The organism is Streptomyces sp. NPDC091272, from assembly GCF_044757485.1.
Classification (GTDB): Bacteria; Actinomycetota; Actinomycetes; order Streptomycetales; family Streptomycetaceae; genus Streptomyces.
Genome location: NZ_JBIVVC010000017.1, coordinates 91,708 through 108,866, shown reverse-complemented (window position 1 = coordinate 108,866; position 17,159 = coordinate 91,708). Strand labels below are relative to the sequence as shown.

Genomic DNA, 17,159 nt, shown 5'->3' with positions numbered 1-17,159 from the left:
TAGGACGACCGGACGTCGAAACGCAACCGTTGCGTCGTGACGCTAGGATGCGGACATGACGACCGACCGACCCGGCCCGCCGCCGCCTCACACCGCTCCGGGTCCCGGCCCGGCCAGGCCGCCCGCCCCCCACTCCGGCCCGGCCCGGCCGCCCGCCTCCGGAGCGGACCCGGCGCCGCCGGCCGTCGCCAGGAGGGCGCCCGCGGGGGCCGCGGTGCTGCGGGAGGACGTGACCGACGCCATCCGTACCGCCGTCTTCGACGAACTGGCCGCGGTCGGGTACGCGCGGATGTCCATCGAGGGCATCGCCCGCCGCGCGGGGGTCGGCAAGACCGCCGTCTACCGGCGCTGGCGTTCCAAGCTGCATCTCGTGCTCGACCTGGTGCAGGCCTTCGCCGCGCAGGGGCTCCCCGCCCCCGCCACCGGCTCGCTCCAGGGCGATGTACGCGCGCTGCTCGAAGTGGCCTCGCACGCGCTGCGTCACCCTGTCGCCTCCCAGGTCATCCCCGACCTCCTGGTCGAGGCCGTACGCAACCCGGAGATCGCCCAGGCCATCAGAGCGGCCCTGCTCGACCCCCAGCACGGGGTCGCGGCCACGGTCGTCCGGGACGCCGTCGCACGCGGGGAACTGCCCGAGAGGGCAGACGTGGACCGGGCTCTGGACCTCATCGTGGGACCGCTCTACTGGCGACTGGTGGTCGTCCGCACCGAGCCGGCCGAAGGGCACGCCGCCTACCTGGACGGCCTCGCCGCCGCCGCCGTCGCCGCACTCACCACCTGAACGGGTGCGATGTCCGGCAATACGTTGACAACTGGGGTGAAGAAGCCGCCCTGTTGCGGGATCCTCCTTGGGCCGACGTCACAGGGAGAGAAACCATGCACCAGTCCGCTTACGACCAGATGGCCCTCTGCGTGAAGGAGTACATGCCCGCATCGAAGCGACACCGGGTGGTGGACCTCGGTTCGCGCATCTCGCCCGGCCAGAGCCTCACCCACCGCACCCTGCTGGCCGACCACAAGGTCGACTACGTCGGGATCGACGTCCTCGACGGGCCGAACGTGAACCGCGTGATGGAGGACCCGTACCGGATCCCGCTCAGGTCGCGCAGTGCCGACATCGTCCTCTCCGGCCAGGCCTTCGAGCACATCCCGTTCTTCTGGGCCACGATCATGGAGATCGGCCGCGTGCTGCGCCCCGGCGGGCACGCCTTCATCACCGCCCCCTCGCGCGGCAACGCGCACGACGCACAGGACTGCTGGCGTTACTACCCGGACGGTTTCCGGGCGATGGCCGCGTACTGCGGACTCGAACTGCGCGAGGCTTTCACGGACTTCCCGCCCGCCAAGGGCATCCGGCACGACTACCGGGCCATCGACGCCAAGCACGCCTACTGGGGCGACTCGGTGGGCGTCTTCCGCAAGCCCGACCGCGCGCCCCACCTGTCGTACCGCGTCTCGCGCGCGATCGTGCGCGAGGTGACGATCCGCTGGGCCAACCACATCGGCGGCGTCGAAGGGATCCCGGCCCCCGGCTCGATCGCCGGACGCGAACTGGCGGGCAGGCCCAAGCAGGTGCCGGCCCCGGCCGAAGCGACCAAGTAGGCACCGGCGGGCAGGCGCCAGGCAGTCGCGAGGCGCGGCCGGTCCCACGGCCGCGCGTCCCACGGTCGGCCACCCCACGGCCGACCGGTCACGGCAGGAACGCGCCGCGTCCGGCGCGGTCCCCACGGGCGGTCGACGACCCGCGAAACCAGTGGCCAGATGTTGACGAGATGCGGGCAGACCGCCTCATTTGCGCGTACTGTCCGTGCGCATGGTGTGGCGTAACGCCGTGAACGGCGTCCTTCAGCAACTGACCGGGTACCAGCTGCGACGCGTCCCGGTACCAGGGCAACGTCCCCGACGGGCGGCGCGTCCGGTGCCGGTGATCCCGGCACCCGCGGCCAGGCCGAAGCCGAGCCCGAGCCCCGGAATCAAGTTCCCCGCCGACTACGACGACGGTGCGAAGGACATCATCCGGGCGGTGAAGCCGTATTCGATGACCTCTCCCGAGCGGCTCAACGCCTTCATCCTGGCGACCAGGCACATCGTCAAGCACAGCATTCCCGGCGCGATCGTCGAGTGCGGCGTGTGGCGCGGCGGCAGCATGCAGGCCTGCGCGAAGACCCTGCTGGCAGCCGGTGTCGAGGACCGTGAGCTGTACCTCTTCGACACCTTCGAGGGGATGACGCCGCCCACCGACGAGGACAGGCGCCTCGACGGGAGGTCGGCGCAGGAACTCCTCGACATCCAGGGCAAGGACCGGCCGATCTGGGCCGTCGCGACGCTGGAGGACGTCAAGTCCGGCTTCGAGAAGGTGCCTTACCCGGAAGAGCGCATCCACTACGTGCAGGGCAAGGTCGAGGACACCGTCCCGGGCGAGGCTCCCGAGCAGATCTCCATCCTGCGCCTGGACACCGACTGGTACGCCTCGACCAAGCACGAGCTGCAGCACCTCTACTCGCGCCTGGTGAGCGGCGGCGTGCTGCTCATCGACGACTACGGCTACTGGCAGGGCTCCCGCCAGGCCGTCGACGAGTTCCTGGAGGAGACGGGGGAGCAGTTGCTGCTGCTGCGCATGGACGAGGGGCGCATCGCGATCAAGCCGTGAGACGGGACGCGGGCTGCGCGCTCGCGTCCGTACCCGCGTGCACCGGTGTCCGGGCGTCCTGCTGGCCCGGCAGTACGGACGGGGGCCCGGCCGGGCAGGCCGCCGGGGCAGGGGTGCGCTCCGCCGGCGGGACGAACCCGGGCAGGTCCTCCGTCTGGCCCAGGAAGACCCGGCGTACGACACGCTCCGCCGCGAACCCGTCGTCGTACGGGCAGAACCTGGCGCGGAACGCCGCGCGCAGCTGGGCCGAGCGGGAGCCGCGCCAGTGGCCGGTCCGGAAGATGTCGATCAGCTCGTCGTCGTTGCGGGCGATCGCACCGGGCGGGAACTCGCGGATGTCGAAGTAGGTGCCCCGGGCGGCCTCGTACGCCTCCCAGTCGTCGATGTGCAGGACGATCGGCCGGTCGAGGTTGGCGTAGTCGAACATCAGGGACGAGTAGTCCGTGACCAGGGCGTCCGACGCCAGGCAGAGCGACTCGATCGAGTGATGTTCGCTGACGTCGACGATCTGGGCACTGCTGTGGGAACTCGGGCGGTGCAGCGGTCCGTTGGTGAAGTAGTGGGCACGGGTGAGGATCACGTGCCGGGGCCCGAGGGACCGGGCGATGCGTTCGAGGTCGAGCGTGAGGCGCTGGGTCCGCCGGTAGTCGCGGTGCGTCGGGGCGTAGAGGACGGCGGTGGTGCCTTCGGGGATGTTCAGCGACTCGCGGATCCGGGCGACGTCGTCGGCGGTGGCGCTCTGGAAGACGTCATTACGCGGACAGCCGAGTTCGAGGGTGGTGTAGGCGGAGGGGTAGGCCCTTCCCCAGACGAGGGAGGAGTGGCGGTTGGAGGAGAGCAGGTAGTCCCACTTGTCGGTGTTCGCGAGCAGCCGCTCGAAGTCCATGTCCGCGGCGGGGCGGTCCTGGAGGTCGAGGCCCATCGACTTCAGCGGGGTGCCGTGCTGGGTCTGCAGGAGGACCTGGCCGGGGCGCTTGACGAGTCGGTGGTCGAAGTTGACGTTGTTCACCAGGTACTTGGCGCGGGCCAGCGCGCTCCAGTAGGCGGCCGAGCCGGGTCGCAGCCGGCGGGTGGCGGTCGGGACGGTGTGGGCGTGCGCGGGGGAGGCGATCCACGACGTGCGGATGTGCGGGGCGAGTTCGCGGACCTTGGCCTCCAGCGCGGCCGGGTTGCAGGAGTAGCCACGGCTCCAGTACGCGGAGAACACCGCCTGGTCCTTGCGGACCGGAAGCCGCAGCTGGACGCGGTAGTGCAGCTGCATGGCGGCCGACCGGGCGATGCGCAGGACGGCGCGGGCCCGTCCGGTGACCGAGCGGCTCAGGAGCTGGCCGAGGGCCAGTGCCCGGTACGTGCGGTGGCGGCCCAGCCGGACCAGCGCCTGCCGGAGCCTGGTGCGGGACGAAGGGTCGGCGACGTGGGGAGCGACGGACACCCCGGTGCCGCCCGATCCGGCGACACCGGCGGCGTGCTCGGCGGCGAGCCGGAAGGCGGCTTCGTCCTCGGCGGGGGTGCCGGGGCGCTGCGCGGTGGCGTCCGGGCCGGCCGGGTGGGTACCGGTGACCGGTCCTGCAGTCGGGTGGGCTCCGGTGACGGGTCCTGCTGCCGGTCGGGCTCCGGTGGCCGGTCCTGCTGCCGGGGTGCGGTACTTGCGGCAGTGTGCGCGGGCCCGGCGGAAGAACTCGGCGCGGCAGCCCTTGGGCAGGCGGCCGGGCCGGGTGAAGACCGTGCCGAAGTGGTCGATCATGCGGCGGTAGATCACCGGCCGCCAGCCCGCCAGTTCCGGGTGGGCGTCGAGGAACGCGAAGACCCGGTCGTACTGGTCGAACAGGTCGAAGTGCTTGCGCGAGACGGTGGAGAGGATGTTGCCCTGGCGGCGCTGGCGGTAGTGGACGCAGACCTCGTCGAGGGTGGCGAGCGAGGACGCCGACATCAGGACCGGATAGGTCCAGGGGGTGTCCTCGTAGTAGCCCGGGGGGAAGCGGAAGCCTTGGGCCTCGATGAACTCGCGGCTGTACGCCTTGTTCCAGGCAACCATCAGGACCCGCAGCAAGCCGGGACGGTCGGCGAGGACGAAGGAGGCGGGGCCCTGCTCGTGCAGTTCGGCGCTGAACGCGTTGCGTTCGGCCTCGCCCGTCCAGAACGTACGGGCGTAGTCGAAGACCAGTACGTCGGGGGAGTCCGACTCCTTGAGGCGGTCGGAGATCGACTGGAGGGCGCCGGGGGTGAAGGTGTCGTCGCTGTCCAGGAAGAGCAGGTAGTCGCCGTGTGCGCGGTCGATGCCCATGTTGCGGGCGTTGCCCAGACCGGCGTTCTGCGTCAGGTGCACCGGAACGACCCGTGGGTCCCGGGCGGCGTACTCGTCGATGAGGTCGCCGCACGCGTCCGGCGAGCAGTCGTCCACCGCGATCAGCTCGAAGTCGTCGAAGGACTGGGCCAGTACCGAGTCCAGGCACTCCTCCAGGTATTCCTGGACCTGGTAGGCGGGCACGATCACGCTGAACCGGGGCACGGCACATCCATGGGGTCGACGCGGGCAGAACGGGCCGCGCCGACAGGCGGACGGGCCGTATGCCCGGCAACGGGCCCCGGACGGGGTCGGTTACGCCGGATGGGCCATACGGGGGAAGTTCCGAAAAGGGCTGACACGCAAGGGTGGTTCGGAGACAGATCTCCGAACCACCCATATCAGGCACTGAGTTGACACGGCCGAACCCACGGCCTGGGGTCGGTCGGCGGTTACTTCACCGCGCCCGCCATCACGCCCGACACGAACTGCTTCTGGAACGCGAAGAACACGATCAGCGGGATCACCATCGAGATGAACGCCCCGGGCGCCAGCACGTCGATGTTGTTGCCGAACTGACGGACCTGCTGCTGGAGTGCCACCGTGATCGGCGGGTTGGTGGCGTCGGCGAAGATCAGCGCGATCAGCATGTCGTTCCACACCCACAGGAACTGGAAGATGCCGAGCGAGGCGATCGCCGGGCCGCCCAGCGGCATGACGACCCGGGTGAACAGCCTTATCTCGCCCGCCCCGTCCAGCCGCGCCGCCTCCAGGAGTTCACGGGGGATCTCCGCGAAGAAGTTGCGGAGCAGGAAGATCGCGAAGGGCAGGCCGAAGGCGACGTGGAAGAGGACCACGCCCATCGTCGTCTCGAAGATGCCGATCACACCGAACAGCTTCGCCACCGGTACGAGTGCCACCTGCACCGGCACCACCAGCAGCCCCACGACCGCCATGAACCACCAGTCCCGGCCGGGGAACTCCATCCAGGCGAAGGCGTATCCGGCGAACGCGCCGATCACCACGACGAGCACCGTCGCGGGCACGGTGATCAGGGCCGTGCTGAGCAGCGAGTTGATGACGGTGTCGTTCTCAAGGATGGACGAGTAGTTCTTGAGGGTCAGCTCGGCGGGCGCGGTGAAGACCTTCCACCACCCGCTCGCGGCGATGTCGGACGCGTCGCGCAGTGACGAGATCATCAGCCCGACGGTCGGCATCAGCCAGAACAGCCCGACCAGGACCAGGAAGATCCGCATCAGACCGCCGCCGGCTCCGGCCGCGATCCGGGCCGGAAGGGACCGCTTCGCCTTCACGATGTCGGCGGTGACTGTCATCGGCCCTGCTCCTTCCGCATGCGCCGGATATTGAAGAGCATCACCGGGATCACCAGCAGCAGCAGCAACACCGCGATGGCGCTGCCGATACCGAGGTCCGCGTCGTCCCCGAACGACGACTGGTAGAGCTGGAGCGCGAGGACGTTCGCGTCGTCCAGCGAGTCACCCGGCGCGATGATGAAGACCAGGTCGAAGATCTTCAGGACGTTGATCATGAGCGTGACGGTGACGACCGCGAGAACGGGCGCCAGCAGGGGCACCGTGATGCGGCGGAACACCTGCCACTCGTTGGCCCCGTCCACCCGGGCCGCCTCCAGGAGTTCCCGGGGCAGACTCGCGAGGCCCGCCGCGATCAGCACCATCGCGAACCCGGCCCACATCCACACGTAACTGCCGATGATGGCGGGGGTCACCACGCTCGGTCCGAGCCAGTTGACGCCGTTGTACTGCTCGCGGAAGTTGCTTGCGGGCAGCCGGAGTTCGGCGCCCTCCGCCTTGGCGGACAGCGAGAAGGAACCGTCCGCGGCGGCCTCGGTGGAATCGACCACCTTGCCGTCCTTGACCGCCTCGATCTTGAGCCCCTTGAGGCCGGACTCCTTGCTGTCGATGACGTTCGGCTTGCCGCCGCCACCCTTGGTGAAGTCCAGCCACGCCGTCCCGGTGACGCGGTCGGGAGCCGTCGCCGGTGCCTTCGCGAGCCCCACGTCGGCCGGCATCTGGGCTGCGGCCACGCCGATCAGCGGCAGATTCACCTGCGTCCCGGCCCGTACCGGCTGCTTGGTGATGTACGCACCGCCGCCCGCCGCCTTCAGCGGGTGGACCGGCAGCGGCCGGGCCCTGGGGTAGACCGAGGACTCGGCGAACGTGTCGTGCACGCCCACCCAGACCGCGTTGGCCACCCCGCGGTCCGGGTCCTGCTCGTACACCAGCCGGAAGATGATGCCGGAGGCGAGCATCGAGATTGCCATCGGCATGAAGACGACCAGCTTGAACGCGGTGCCCCAGCGGATCCGCTCGGTGAGCACGGCGAAGATCAGGCCGAGCGCGGTGGAGACGGTCGGGGCGACGACCACCCAGATCAGGTTGTTCTTGATCGCGGTCAGGATGGTGTCGTCGGTGAAGAGGCTGACGTAGTTGTCGAAGCCGGCGAAGCCGGTGCCGGCCTTGTCGAAGAAGCTGCGGTAGACGGAGTACCCGATGGGGTAGACCACGAGCGCGCCCAGCAGGACCAGTGCGGGCAGCAGGAAGCCGACCGCGACCAGTTTGCGTGTGCCTGTCACGCTCTTGTGCTTGCCAGGGGTGGCGGGGGGCGGCGTCACGCTCGCCGCGCCCCCCGCTGTCGCGGATGTCATCGCGTCAGTTCTTGTACGCCGCGGCCGCGTCGGTCTCCAGCTTCGCCTGCGTGCCCGCGATGTCCTTCGGGTTGCGCAGGAAGTCCTGGAGGATCTTCCACTCGCCCTTGCCCGGCGTGCCGCCGAACGACTGCGGCGCCTGGTCCGACATGTCGAAGCGGAAGTCGTCGCCCGCCCCGATCAGGGCCTTGGCGATGTCGCGCAGCGTGTCGTTGGGGTAGGCGGACATGTCCACGGACTTGTTGGGGGAGATGAAACCGCCCGCGCCCGCCGAGATCTTCGCGGAGTCGGTGGAGGCCAGGAAGGTCATCAGCGCCTTCGCCGCCTTGGTGTCCTTCAGCGCCACCGCCACGTCACCGCCGGTCACCACCGGCGACTTGTCGCCGACCGCGGGGAACGGGAACACCTTGGCGTCGGTGCCGAGCTTGGCCTTCGTCTGGCCGATGTTGACCGCCACGAAGTCGCCCTCGAAGACCATCGCACCCTTGGGGGTGTCACCACCGGTGAAGGTCTGCTCCACCGACTTGGGGAACGGCGTGCCGACCGCGCCCTTGGCCCCGCCGACCAGGTAGTTCTCCTTGCCGAAAAGCTCGGCGAGGGTGGTCAGCGCGGCCTTGACGGACGGGTCCGTCCACTTGATCTTGTGCTGGGCGAGCTGGTCGTACTTCTCCGGGCCCGCCTGCGAGAGGTAGATGTTCTCGAACCAGTCGGTGAGGGTCCAGCCGTCGGAACCGCCGACCGAGACCGGGGTGACACCGGACTGGGAGATCGTCTCGGCGGTGGCGAGGAAGTCCTTCCAGGTCTTGGGCTCGGAGGCGCCCGCGTTCTCGAAGGCCTTGGCGTTGTACCAGATCAGGGACTTGTTGGCGGCCTTGTAGTACACCCCGTACTGGGTGCCGTCGACGGCCGCGATGTCCTTCCAGGCCTTGGAGTAGTTCTTGTCCAACTGGGCCTGGGTGCCGGCGTCGAGGGGCTTGAGCCACTTCTTCTCGACGGCCTGCTTGAGCGCCCCCGGTTGCTGGAGGAGGGCGACGTCCGGCGGGGTGCCGCCGGAGATCTTCGAGCCGAGGTACGTGAGCATGGCGTCCTGGGTCGGCACATAGCTGACCGTCGCCCCGGTGCGGTTCTCGAACTCCTTGAGCACCTTCTTGAAGTTCTCGCCCTCGGGACCGGTCCAGACCGCGATGACCTGGAGCTTCTCTCCGTCCAGCTTGGGCAGTTCCAGGGACTGGGCGGGGGGCTGGGCCGGTGTGCTCCCCCCGGTCTCCTTGGCGTCCCCCGGCTTGTCCTCGCCGCCGCAGCCGGTGAGCGCGAGAGCACCCACGGCGGCGAAGGCCACGGCGGCCCTGCGGGCCTGCCTGCCCGGCCTGCCGGCGGCCTTCCGCCGGACCTCTTGGTTTCGCTGGCGAGAAGTTGTGCGCATCACTGGCCCCGTCTCTCCTGTGCACGTCCGGCCGGCCCGACCGCCGTTGTGCACTGTCCCGTTCACGTGCTCGTGGGTCAGTCCTACGCCCGGCGATGGTGCCCCGCAATAGTGCCTTCGGTGTCAACTGGGCTTTTGTGATGGGCTCGTGACGTCAGGTCAGCGGACTTGTGGGGCAAGTCAGGGGTCTCGTGACATCACGGAGCCTGCCGGGCGGACCCGGCCGGCCGGGTCAGCGCACCTCCTGGGGAGCGTCCAGCGGGGGCAGTGGGGCCGCGTTGACCGTACGGGCCGCGCGGTCGAGGGCGCTGGCGAGCAGGGCGAGGTCGGTGGGGCCGTTGCCGAGCTCGCGCACCGGGCGGCGGGCCGGTGGATCGCCCATCCGCTCCCACTCCAGCGGCACCACGGTGGGCCGCTGGGTCGCCGTGCGCGGGATGCGACCGGTGACCCGGCCCCCCTGGAACGGGGTGACCGTGCCGTCGGCGTACAGCAGCCGGCCACGGCCGGGGGCCGGTTCCTCCGGTGCGGGCGCCGCGGGCGGCGGGTCCAGGACCACCCGCAACAGCCGCTCGCCCTTGGCCAGTTCGGTCTCGGACGTACGCTCGGGGCGGGCCGTGGCCGCCACCAGGTGCACACCGAGCCGCGCGCCGTGCCTGGCCACGGCCTCCAGCGCGCGGACGACGGAACCGGCGGACGGCCGTCCCGTGCTGCCGAGGGCGGGGGCCACCAGGGCGTCGAAGTCGTCCACCAGCACCACCAGCCTGGGCAGCGGCGAAGGACCGCCGCCGCCGGCCTGTGCCTGCCGCTCCCGCGTGGCGGCGGGGCGCAGTCGCAGGGTCCCGGTCGCGGCGGTCTCGACGTCGGCCGCGCGGGTGTCCGTGCGCTGGGCGCCGATGGAGGCGTACGGAAGGGGACCCCGGCCGAAGTCCTGTCCGCCGCCCCCGGGGGCGGCCTGCCCGGCGTCCGGGTAACCGCCGCCGCCCGCACGGGAGACGGTGCTACGGCTGTCGGAGGCATCCAGGTCGGCGCCGGCGGACGGTCCGGTGCCGGCGGACGGTCCGGTGCCGCCGGGCGGCGCGGTCTGTCCGGACGGCGCGGTCTGTCCGGGCGGTGCGGTACTTCCGGAGGGCTGACCGGTGCTTGCGGACGGTCCGGTACTGCTGGCCGGGCCGGTGCTTGCGGACGGTCCGGTACTGCTGAACGGGCCGGTGCTTGCGGAAGGTCCGGTACTGCTGAACGGGCCGGTACTTGCGGACGGCCCGGCACTCCCCGCCGGTCCCGATGTGCTGGTGCCGGTACGGGAAGACTCCGGGGCCCTGCGCTGGCCCACGAGATGGCCCGCGACGCTTCCCGGTTCCGGGGCGGGCGAGGGGAGGGGGGCCCTGCCCGCGTGCCAGTCGGCGAAGTCCAGGGGGCCCAGGAACTCGTCGCGGCGCTTCAGCTCGGCACCCAGCGCCTGCGCGAACTCGCGCATCCGCACCGGGTCCGAGGCCACCAGGTGCGTGGAGACGTGCGGGAGTTCGGTGCAGGCTCGCAGACCGTCGCCGCGCTCGCCGCCCGCACCGTCGACCAGGATCAGAGCGAGCCGGTCCGGCCTGGCCGCCGCCGCGAGCGAGGCCGCCGCCGAACGCAGCAGTTCCGTACGCCCACTGCCCGCCGGGCCCTCCACCAGCAGATGCGGTCCGTCGGTCGCCAGGTCCGCGCAGACCGGACCGCGCGGCCCCGCTCCCAGTACCGCCCAGGCACGCGTGGCGCCCGGGGCCTGCCCGTCGTCGGCAGCGGCGGCCCAGCGGGCCATCAGGGAGGCGGGAGTCGCCCTGGCCAGGCCCAGTTCGTCCAGCAGCCGTGCGGTCGGCGGCAGCGCGGCCGCCGTGAGCCGGCCTGTCCTGGCGCCGGCCGCCGGGCCGCCGGACCGGGGCCCCTGCCCCGCGGTGTCCGCCGCGTCCGAACGCAGCGGGGCCAGGGCGCGCGCGAAGCGCTCCGCCCACGGCGCCGACACCGCGTCCACGGAGGCGAGGGTGCCGTGCCCCGCGGGCTGCCCGCCGGCGGTGCGCAGCACCCGTACCGCCGTGGCGACGTCGCCGCTGAGCAGCGCCACCGCCCCGCACTCACGGAAGGCGGGCGCCGCCGCGCAGGCCGCGCCGTACGTCGCCTCGACCGGCGAGAGAGGGGATGCCGCGGCGGTCTCCGCCAGGCACAGCAGGTGGATGCCGTGCACATGGCCCCGCGCGGCGAGCCGGGCGGTCGCCTCCCGCAGACCGGCCGAACCGGGATCACCGTCGACGATCACCACCGTGCGCGGGCCGTCCGGGTCGAACGGGCCCTCCTCGGTGCGCCGTACGAGCTCGGCGACGCGGGCCGTGGCCTGATCGCGGTCGTAGGCGAGCAACAGCCGGCAGTCCTGGCCGTGCGCGGGACGCAGATGCGGCAGCCAGCCGAGCCAGCCCCACTCCTGGGAGCGCTGCCCGGCGGGGCGCGCACGGTCCGCGCTGATCAGGACGATCTCCAGGTCGGTCGGGGAGTGCAGCGCGGCGAGCTGAGCCACCACCGAACGCGCCAGTCCGGCCAGCCGGGCACGCGGCCCGGCCATTCCCAGCGAGCCCGCCTCCCGCAGTCCGACCGTGACCGGCACGGCGGGCAGGGTGCCCGCGCCGCCGGGCGCCGACCGGTCGGCGGTGCCGAGCCGCAGCACCAGGGACTCCGGGTGGGCGGGGCCGCGCTCCCAGAGCCGGGGCCCCGGCTGGAGCGCGGTGAGCAGCAGCGTCGCCGCGTCGGGCCAGGCGTCGGGGGCCACAGCGCCGGCGGGCCCGGAGGCGCTGTGGTGGGCGCCGACGGCCGCGGGGCCGGGCGAGGGCGCGAAGGAGAGCCCCCCGCCGGTGGCAGCGGTGCGCGGCGGCGGGCCGTCGGTGCTGTCGTCCGCGTATCCGTGGCCGCTCTCGCTGCGGCCTCCGGTGAGGCGCCGGGCCCAGCCTCCTATGCCCCCGCGCCGTCGGGGTTCACCGCCGCGGTCCTGGGCGCGGTCGCCGTCGCGGCCGTGCCCGCGGCCTTCGACAGGGGCGCTTGTGCCCCCGCGCTCGTCCTGGCGGCCTGCCGGGGCGCCGGGAACCGCGCCCTGGGCCGAGCCGAAGTCGTTGGACCCGATGACCCGTCCCGCTCCGTGCGTACGGTCGGGGTGCCCACCGAAGGCCCACTGCCCGCCGCCCGGGGCGGGGGAGGGGGCAGCCGGGTAACCACCGGGGGGCGGGACGGACGCGCCGGAGCCGTAGCCGCCGGTGCCGTAACCATCGGAGTCGTAACGACCGTCGCCGGAGCCGTCAGAGTCGGAGCCGTGACCACCGGAACCGTAGCCATCGGCACCCGCCCCCTGGGCCGGCGCCGCCCCGTGGCCCCCCTGGCGGGGGACGTCGGCGTGCTCCGCCGCCGCTCGGCCGCTCACCCTGTGGTGCGCCGCGCTGCCGCCGTACCGCCCCGCGGAGGGCGCGGGGGCAGCCGTGCCCGTCCTGGCCACCCGCAGATGGCCCTCGCCGTCCGGGGCGGTGGGCAGCGCCGGGCCGTGCGCGCCCGCGGGCGCGAGGCGCAGGGCGGATTCGCCGACCCGCAGCAGGGCGCCGGGGGCCAACCTGATCTCCCGGGCGCCGACGTCCACGCCGTCCAGCGTCGTGCCGTTCGTGGAGCCGAGGTCGGCGACCGTGATCCGGCCGTCGTCGGCGAGCGTCACCGTGCAGTGCAGCCGGGACACATCGGGGTCGTCCAGCGGCACGTCCGCCTCGTCGGAGCGGCCGATCCGGATCCGGCCGCCGTGCAACAGGTGCACGCCACCCGCGTCGGGGCCCGCCACCACCTGGAGCTGCGCCAGGTCGGACAGCTCGGGGGCCTCCTCGTCCGCCGGGGTCTGGAGCGAGAGGACCGCGCCGTCCACCAGCGGGGGCTCGCCCAGGGCGCAGCGCTGTGCGTCGAGGCGCTCGCGCCCGGCGTACACCACCACCGCGCCCGTCGTCTCCTGGCTGCCCTGGCCCTGCACCGCGGCGGCGAGCCCGGAGGCGACGGCTTCCAGCGCGGTCCCGGCGGGCGCGGTCACGAGCACGTCGCAGACCGCGGGGGCGCGTGTCGCGGAGCCGGGGGCGCCCGGCGCGACGGCGCCCGCAGCGGCCCCGGGCACCGGGGCCCCCGTGGTGGTCACTCTGCTCTGGCCGCTGCGCGGCGCGAGGACGGTCAGCCGGATCTGCATCGCGTCAGCGGTCCCTTCTGCGCGCGGTGCCCGGCGGCGGGGCCGAGAGGGAGCCGTCCAGCCGCCGCCCCCGCGAAGTCCCCCACCCGGCACGGACGCGTCGTCCGGTACAGGTCGGCACCCACCGCCGGGTGTTGAGGGACTTGTGCGCCCTCGCCTACCCCAGAGGTCTGTGCTGATGGCATCCTCGCACCTGCCACTGACAACCCGCCCGCCGCCCGTCACCAAGTGATCTTGAATGGTCGGCTGTGGGCGCAAAAGATCCTGTATGAGGCATGCTCGGACAGGGCGGCGCCGTGCACGGAGCGCTGCCGGGGCGGCCCGCCGAACGACAGTGACCCACCCCGCACGGGCGTGCGGCAACCATCCGCCCGGCGCACGCGTCTTCCCCGGGAACACGTGTGCGGTGCGTGCGGAACGCCGTCCGCCGCCCGCTGCCGGAACGCGGGACGCGGGCCCGGCCGGTGCTCCGTTCGGCGGCACTAGAGTTGGGCAACCGGAAAGAAGACCGGCGGCGCAACACCAGCAGTCCGATACGCGAACCACGATCAGGGTCAGTCACCGACCAGCAGGGAGTGCATGACGTGCGGCCGGTAGGCAGCAAGTACCTGCTTGAGCAGCCGCTCGGGCGCGGAGCCACAGGCACCGTCTGGCGGGCCCGCCAGCGGGAGACCGCAGGGGCCGAGGCGGCCGTCGCGGGCCAGCCCGGCGAGACCGTCGCCATCAAGGTCCTCAAGGAGGAGCTGGCGAACGACGCGGACGTGGTGATGCGCTTCCTGCGCGAACGCTCCGTACTCCTGCGCCTCACCCACCCCAACATCGTGCGCACCCGCGACCTCGTCGTCGAGGGCGATCTGCTCGCCCTCGTCATGGACCTGGTCGACGGGCCCGACCTGCACCGTTACCTCCGTGAGAACGGACCCCTCACGCCCGTCGCAGCCGCCCTGCTGACGGCACAGATCGCCGACGCCCTCGCCGCGAGCCACGCGGACGGAGTCGTGCACCGCGACCTCAAGCCCGCGAACGTACTGCTCGACGAGCGCGACGGTGCGATGCACCCGATGCTCACCGACTTCGGCATCGCCCGCCTCGCGGACTCCCCGGGGCTCACCCGCACCCACGAGTTCGTCGGCACGCCGGCGTACGTGGCGCCGGAGTCCGCCGAGGGCCGCCCGCAGACCTCCGCCGTCGACATCTACGGCGCGGGCATCCTGATGTACGAGCTGGTCACCGGCAGGCCCCCGTTCGCGGGCGGCACCGCCCTGGAGGTGCTGCACCGGCACCTCAGCGAGGAGCCGCGCCGTCCCACCACCGTCCCCGAACCCCTGTGGACGGTCATCGAGCGCTGCCTGCGCAAGGAGCCCGACGAGCGGCCGAGCGCCGAGAACCTGGGCCGCGCGCTGCGCACCGTCGCCGCCGGGATCGGTGTGCACTCCACGGCCGCGCAGGTCGAGGCGGCCATGGGGGTCGGCGCGCTGCTCGCACCCGACCCGGCGCCCGCCCCCGTGCCCGAGACCGGCGCCACGGGCGACGCGGACCCCACCCAGGTGCTGCCGAGCAACGCGGGATCGTACGACCCCCAGGGTGCGACGAGCGTGCTGCCCGCCACGGGCGCGGGCAACGGCCCGCGCGGCGCCGCCGACCCGACGGCCGTCATGCCGCCGGTGCCGCCGCGGCCCGGCGGTGCGCCCGCCGGCTCGCCCTCCGGGGCCGGGCCCGAGGACCCGCACCCCTGGCAGAACCAGCTGCGCGCGGCCCGTGACCGCAACGAGCAGACGTCCGTGCAGTACCTGGACCCCAGCCAGGACCCGCTGCGCCGCCGCCCGCAACGCCAGCAGCCCCAGCAGCCGCCCCAGCACCAGCAGAACCAGCAGCAGTACCAGCCGCAGCAGCAGCGCCCGCCCCAGCGGCAGCAGCGCCAGCAGCCGCCGCAGCAGAACTACGCCCCGCAGCAGCACCAGCCCCAGGCGCCGCCCCCGCAGCAGCGGTACGCGCCCCAGCCGCCGCAGCCCCAGCAGCCCCAGGCGCCCGCGCCGCGAGAGCCCCGCCCGCCGAGGGAACCGCGCCGCCGCAGCGCCAACCCGATGCGGATCCCCGGACTCGGCTGCCTCAAGGGCTGTCTGTTCACCGTCGTCCTGCTGTTCGTCGCGGCCTGGCTGATCTGGGAGCTGACGCCGCTCCAGGAGTGGATCGGCACCACCCAGGGCTTCTTCGCGCAGATCGGCGACCTGTGGAACAGCGCGGTGAAGTTCTTCGAGGACCTGGGCGGCTCCAAGCCGTGAGGAAACCGGCGGCTCCCCTCCGCGGAGGGCGTCGCGGAGGACGCCGGGGAAGCCGTCGGTCATCCCGCCGGTAGGCCCGCCCCGGGCACCGACTGAAGAGACATGTCGACTTCCGGGGGTGGATTTCACCCCCGGAAGTGCGGAGTGACACCGTTCAGGGGCCATCCTGGGCTCTCAACGCTTCGTCGGCGGCGTACTTTATGGGCCGACGCCAGCCGCTGAGGGAGCAGTCTTGGCACGGAAAATCGGCAGCCGGTACACCGCCCACCAGATCCTGGGGCGCGGCAGCGCGGGCACGGTATGGCTCGGCGAGGGGCCCGAGGGGCCCGTCGCCATCAAGATGCTGCGCGAGGACCTGGCGTCCGACCAGGAACTCGTCGGCCGCTTCGTCCAGGAGCGCACCGCGCTCCTCAAGCTCGACCACCCGCACGTGGTCGCCGTCCGCGACCTCGTCGTCGACGGCAACGACCTCGCGCTCGTCATGGACCTCGTACGGGGCACCGACCTGCGCACCCGCCTCGACCGCGAGCGCAGACTCGCCCCCGAGGCCGCGGTGGCCATCGCCATCGACATCGCGGACGGTCTCGCCGCCGCGCACGCGGCCCAGATCGTGCACCGCGACGTCAAGCCCGAGAACGTGCTCCTGGACATGCAGGGACCGCTCGGCCCCGGCGGGGCCCACCCCGCGCTGCTCACCGACTTCGGCGTCGCCAAGCTGATCGACACCCCGCGCCGCACCAAGGCCACGAAGATCATCGGTACGCCGGACTACCTGGCCCCCGAGATCGTCGAGGGCCTGCCGCCGCGCGCCGCCGTCGACATCTACGCACTGGCGACCGTGCTGTACGAGCTGCTGGCCGGGTTCACGCCGTTCGGCGGGGGGCACCCGGGCGCGGTCCTGCGCCGGCACGTGACCGAGACGGTCGTGCCGCTTCCGGGCATCCCCGAGGAGCTGTGGCAGCTGATGGTGCAGTGCCTCGCCAAGGCGCCCGCTTCGCGGCTGCGGGCCTCCGAGCTGGCGGCCGGGCTGCGCGAGCAGTTGCCCTCGCTGGCCGGGATGGCCCCGCTGGACGTGGACGAGCCCGACTCCGAGCCGGGCGCCCCGACCGGGCCGACGACGTACGAGACGCCGGCGCCGGGCCGCGAAGAGGCCCCGCGGCCACGCCGGGGAGCGGTTCCGCTCGTCCCCGGCACCCCGCTGGACTCCTCCAACAGGGACACGCACACCTCGATGCGGGTGCCGGGCCCCGACGAACTGGCGGGCGGTCCGCTGGGAACCGCACGGGTGCCACGGGCGACGGGCGACCGCCGGCCCGGCTCGGCCAGGCACCGGTCCGAGGTGCGCAAGCGACGGCTCATCATGACCACGGCGGCGGTCGCGCTGCTGGCCGCCGTGGGGGTCGGCGGCTGGCTGGCCGCCTCCTCGGGGGACGAGGAGAAGGCGCCGTCGCCGGGGACGAGCCGGACGGGGACGGCCCAGCCGTAACGCCGGGCGCCCGGCGGCACGGGCCGCGGGACGGGCGGGGTGAGTCGCGGGCAGGAGCATCGTGGCTGGTCGCGCGCTTCCCGGCGGCCCGTCCGGGGCGCACGGACGGGGGTCCGGCGC

At 72.8% G+C, this 17,159-nt stretch carries 10 protein-coding genes; 5 read left to right on the top strand and 5 right to left on the bottom strand.

What is annotated here, in order from left to right; genetic code table 11:
• Positions 1 to 55 precede the first annotated feature (55 nt).
• From ACIQM4_RS32835 to ACIQM4_RS32825, 3 genes are all read left to right on the top strand, one after another.
• Positions 56 to 781, top strand: coding sequence for a TetR/AcrR family transcriptional regulator (locus tag ACIQM4_RS32835; RefSeq protein ID WP_401598960.1), 726 nt, complete (start codon positions 56 to 58; stop codon positions 779 to 781).
• Positions 782 to 876: 95 nt separating this feature from the next.
• A complete protein-coding gene (locus ACIQM4_RS32830; RefSeq protein ID WP_401598959.1) occupies positions 877 to 1,602 on the top strand; it encodes a methyltransferase domain-containing protein in 726 nt (241 codons plus the stop codon).
• A gap of 211 nt (positions 1,603 to 1,813) precedes the next feature.
• A complete protein-coding gene (locus ACIQM4_RS32825) occupies positions 1,814 to 2,650 on the top strand; it encodes a TylF/MycF/NovP-related O-methyltransferase (protein WP_401598958.1) in 837 nt (278 codons plus the stop codon).
• Here ACIQM4_RS32825 and ACIQM4_RS32820 read toward each other — a convergent pair.
• From ACIQM4_RS32820 to ACIQM4_RS32800, 5 genes are all read right to left on the bottom strand, one after another.
• Positions 2,640 to 5,159: a CDP-glycerol glycerophosphotransferase family protein gene (locus ACIQM4_RS32820; protein ID WP_401598956.1), complete on the bottom strand. Its 2,520-nt coding sequence runs from the start codon at positions 5,157 to 5,159 to the stop codon at positions 2,640 to 2,642. The genes ACIQM4_RS32825 and ACIQM4_RS32820 overlap by 11 nt on opposite strands.
• A gap of 227 nt (positions 5,160 to 5,386) precedes the next feature.
• Complete coding sequence (locus ACIQM4_RS32815; RefSeq protein WP_401598954.1) at positions 5,387 to 6,268, bottom strand: carbohydrate ABC transporter permease; 882 nt, start codon at positions 6,266 to 6,268, stop codon at positions 5,387 to 5,389.
• Complete coding sequence (locus ACIQM4_RS32810) at positions 6,265 to 7,620, bottom strand: carbohydrate ABC transporter permease (protein WP_401598953.1); 1,356 nt, start codon at positions 7,618 to 7,620, stop codon at positions 6,265 to 6,267. Before ACIQM4_RS32810 ends, ACIQM4_RS32815 begins: the two co-directional genes overlap by 4 nt.
• Before the next feature lie 4 nt (positions 7,621 to 7,624).
• Complete coding sequence (locus tag ACIQM4_RS32805) at positions 7,625 to 9,043, bottom strand: ABC transporter substrate-binding protein (protein WP_401598951.1); 1,419 nt, start codon at positions 9,041 to 9,043, stop codon at positions 7,625 to 7,627.
• Between the two features lie 232 nt (positions 9,044 to 9,275).
• Entirely contained in the window at positions 9,276 to 13,271 is a 3,996-nt protein-coding gene (locus ACIQM4_RS32800) for an FtsK/SpoIIIE domain-containing protein (RefSeq protein WP_401598949.1), read from the bottom strand.
• Positions 13,272 to 13,855: 584 nt separating this feature from the next.
• Here ACIQM4_RS32800 and ACIQM4_RS32795 point away from each other — a divergent pair.
• Both ACIQM4_RS32795 and ACIQM4_RS32790 read left to right on the top strand, forming a co-directional pair.
• Positions 13,856 to 15,553: a serine/threonine-protein kinase gene (locus ACIQM4_RS32795; protein WP_401598948.1), complete on the top strand. Its 1,698-nt coding sequence runs from the start codon at positions 13,856 to 13,858 to the stop codon at positions 15,551 to 15,553.
• A gap of 232 nt (positions 15,554 to 15,785) precedes the next feature.
• Positions 15,786 to 17,039, top strand: a complete 1,254-nt coding sequence (locus ACIQM4_RS32790) for a serine/threonine-protein kinase (RefSeq protein ID WP_401598946.1) — start codon at positions 15,786 to 15,788, stop codon at positions 17,037 to 17,039.
• Positions 17,040 to 17,159 lie beyond the last annotated feature (120 nt).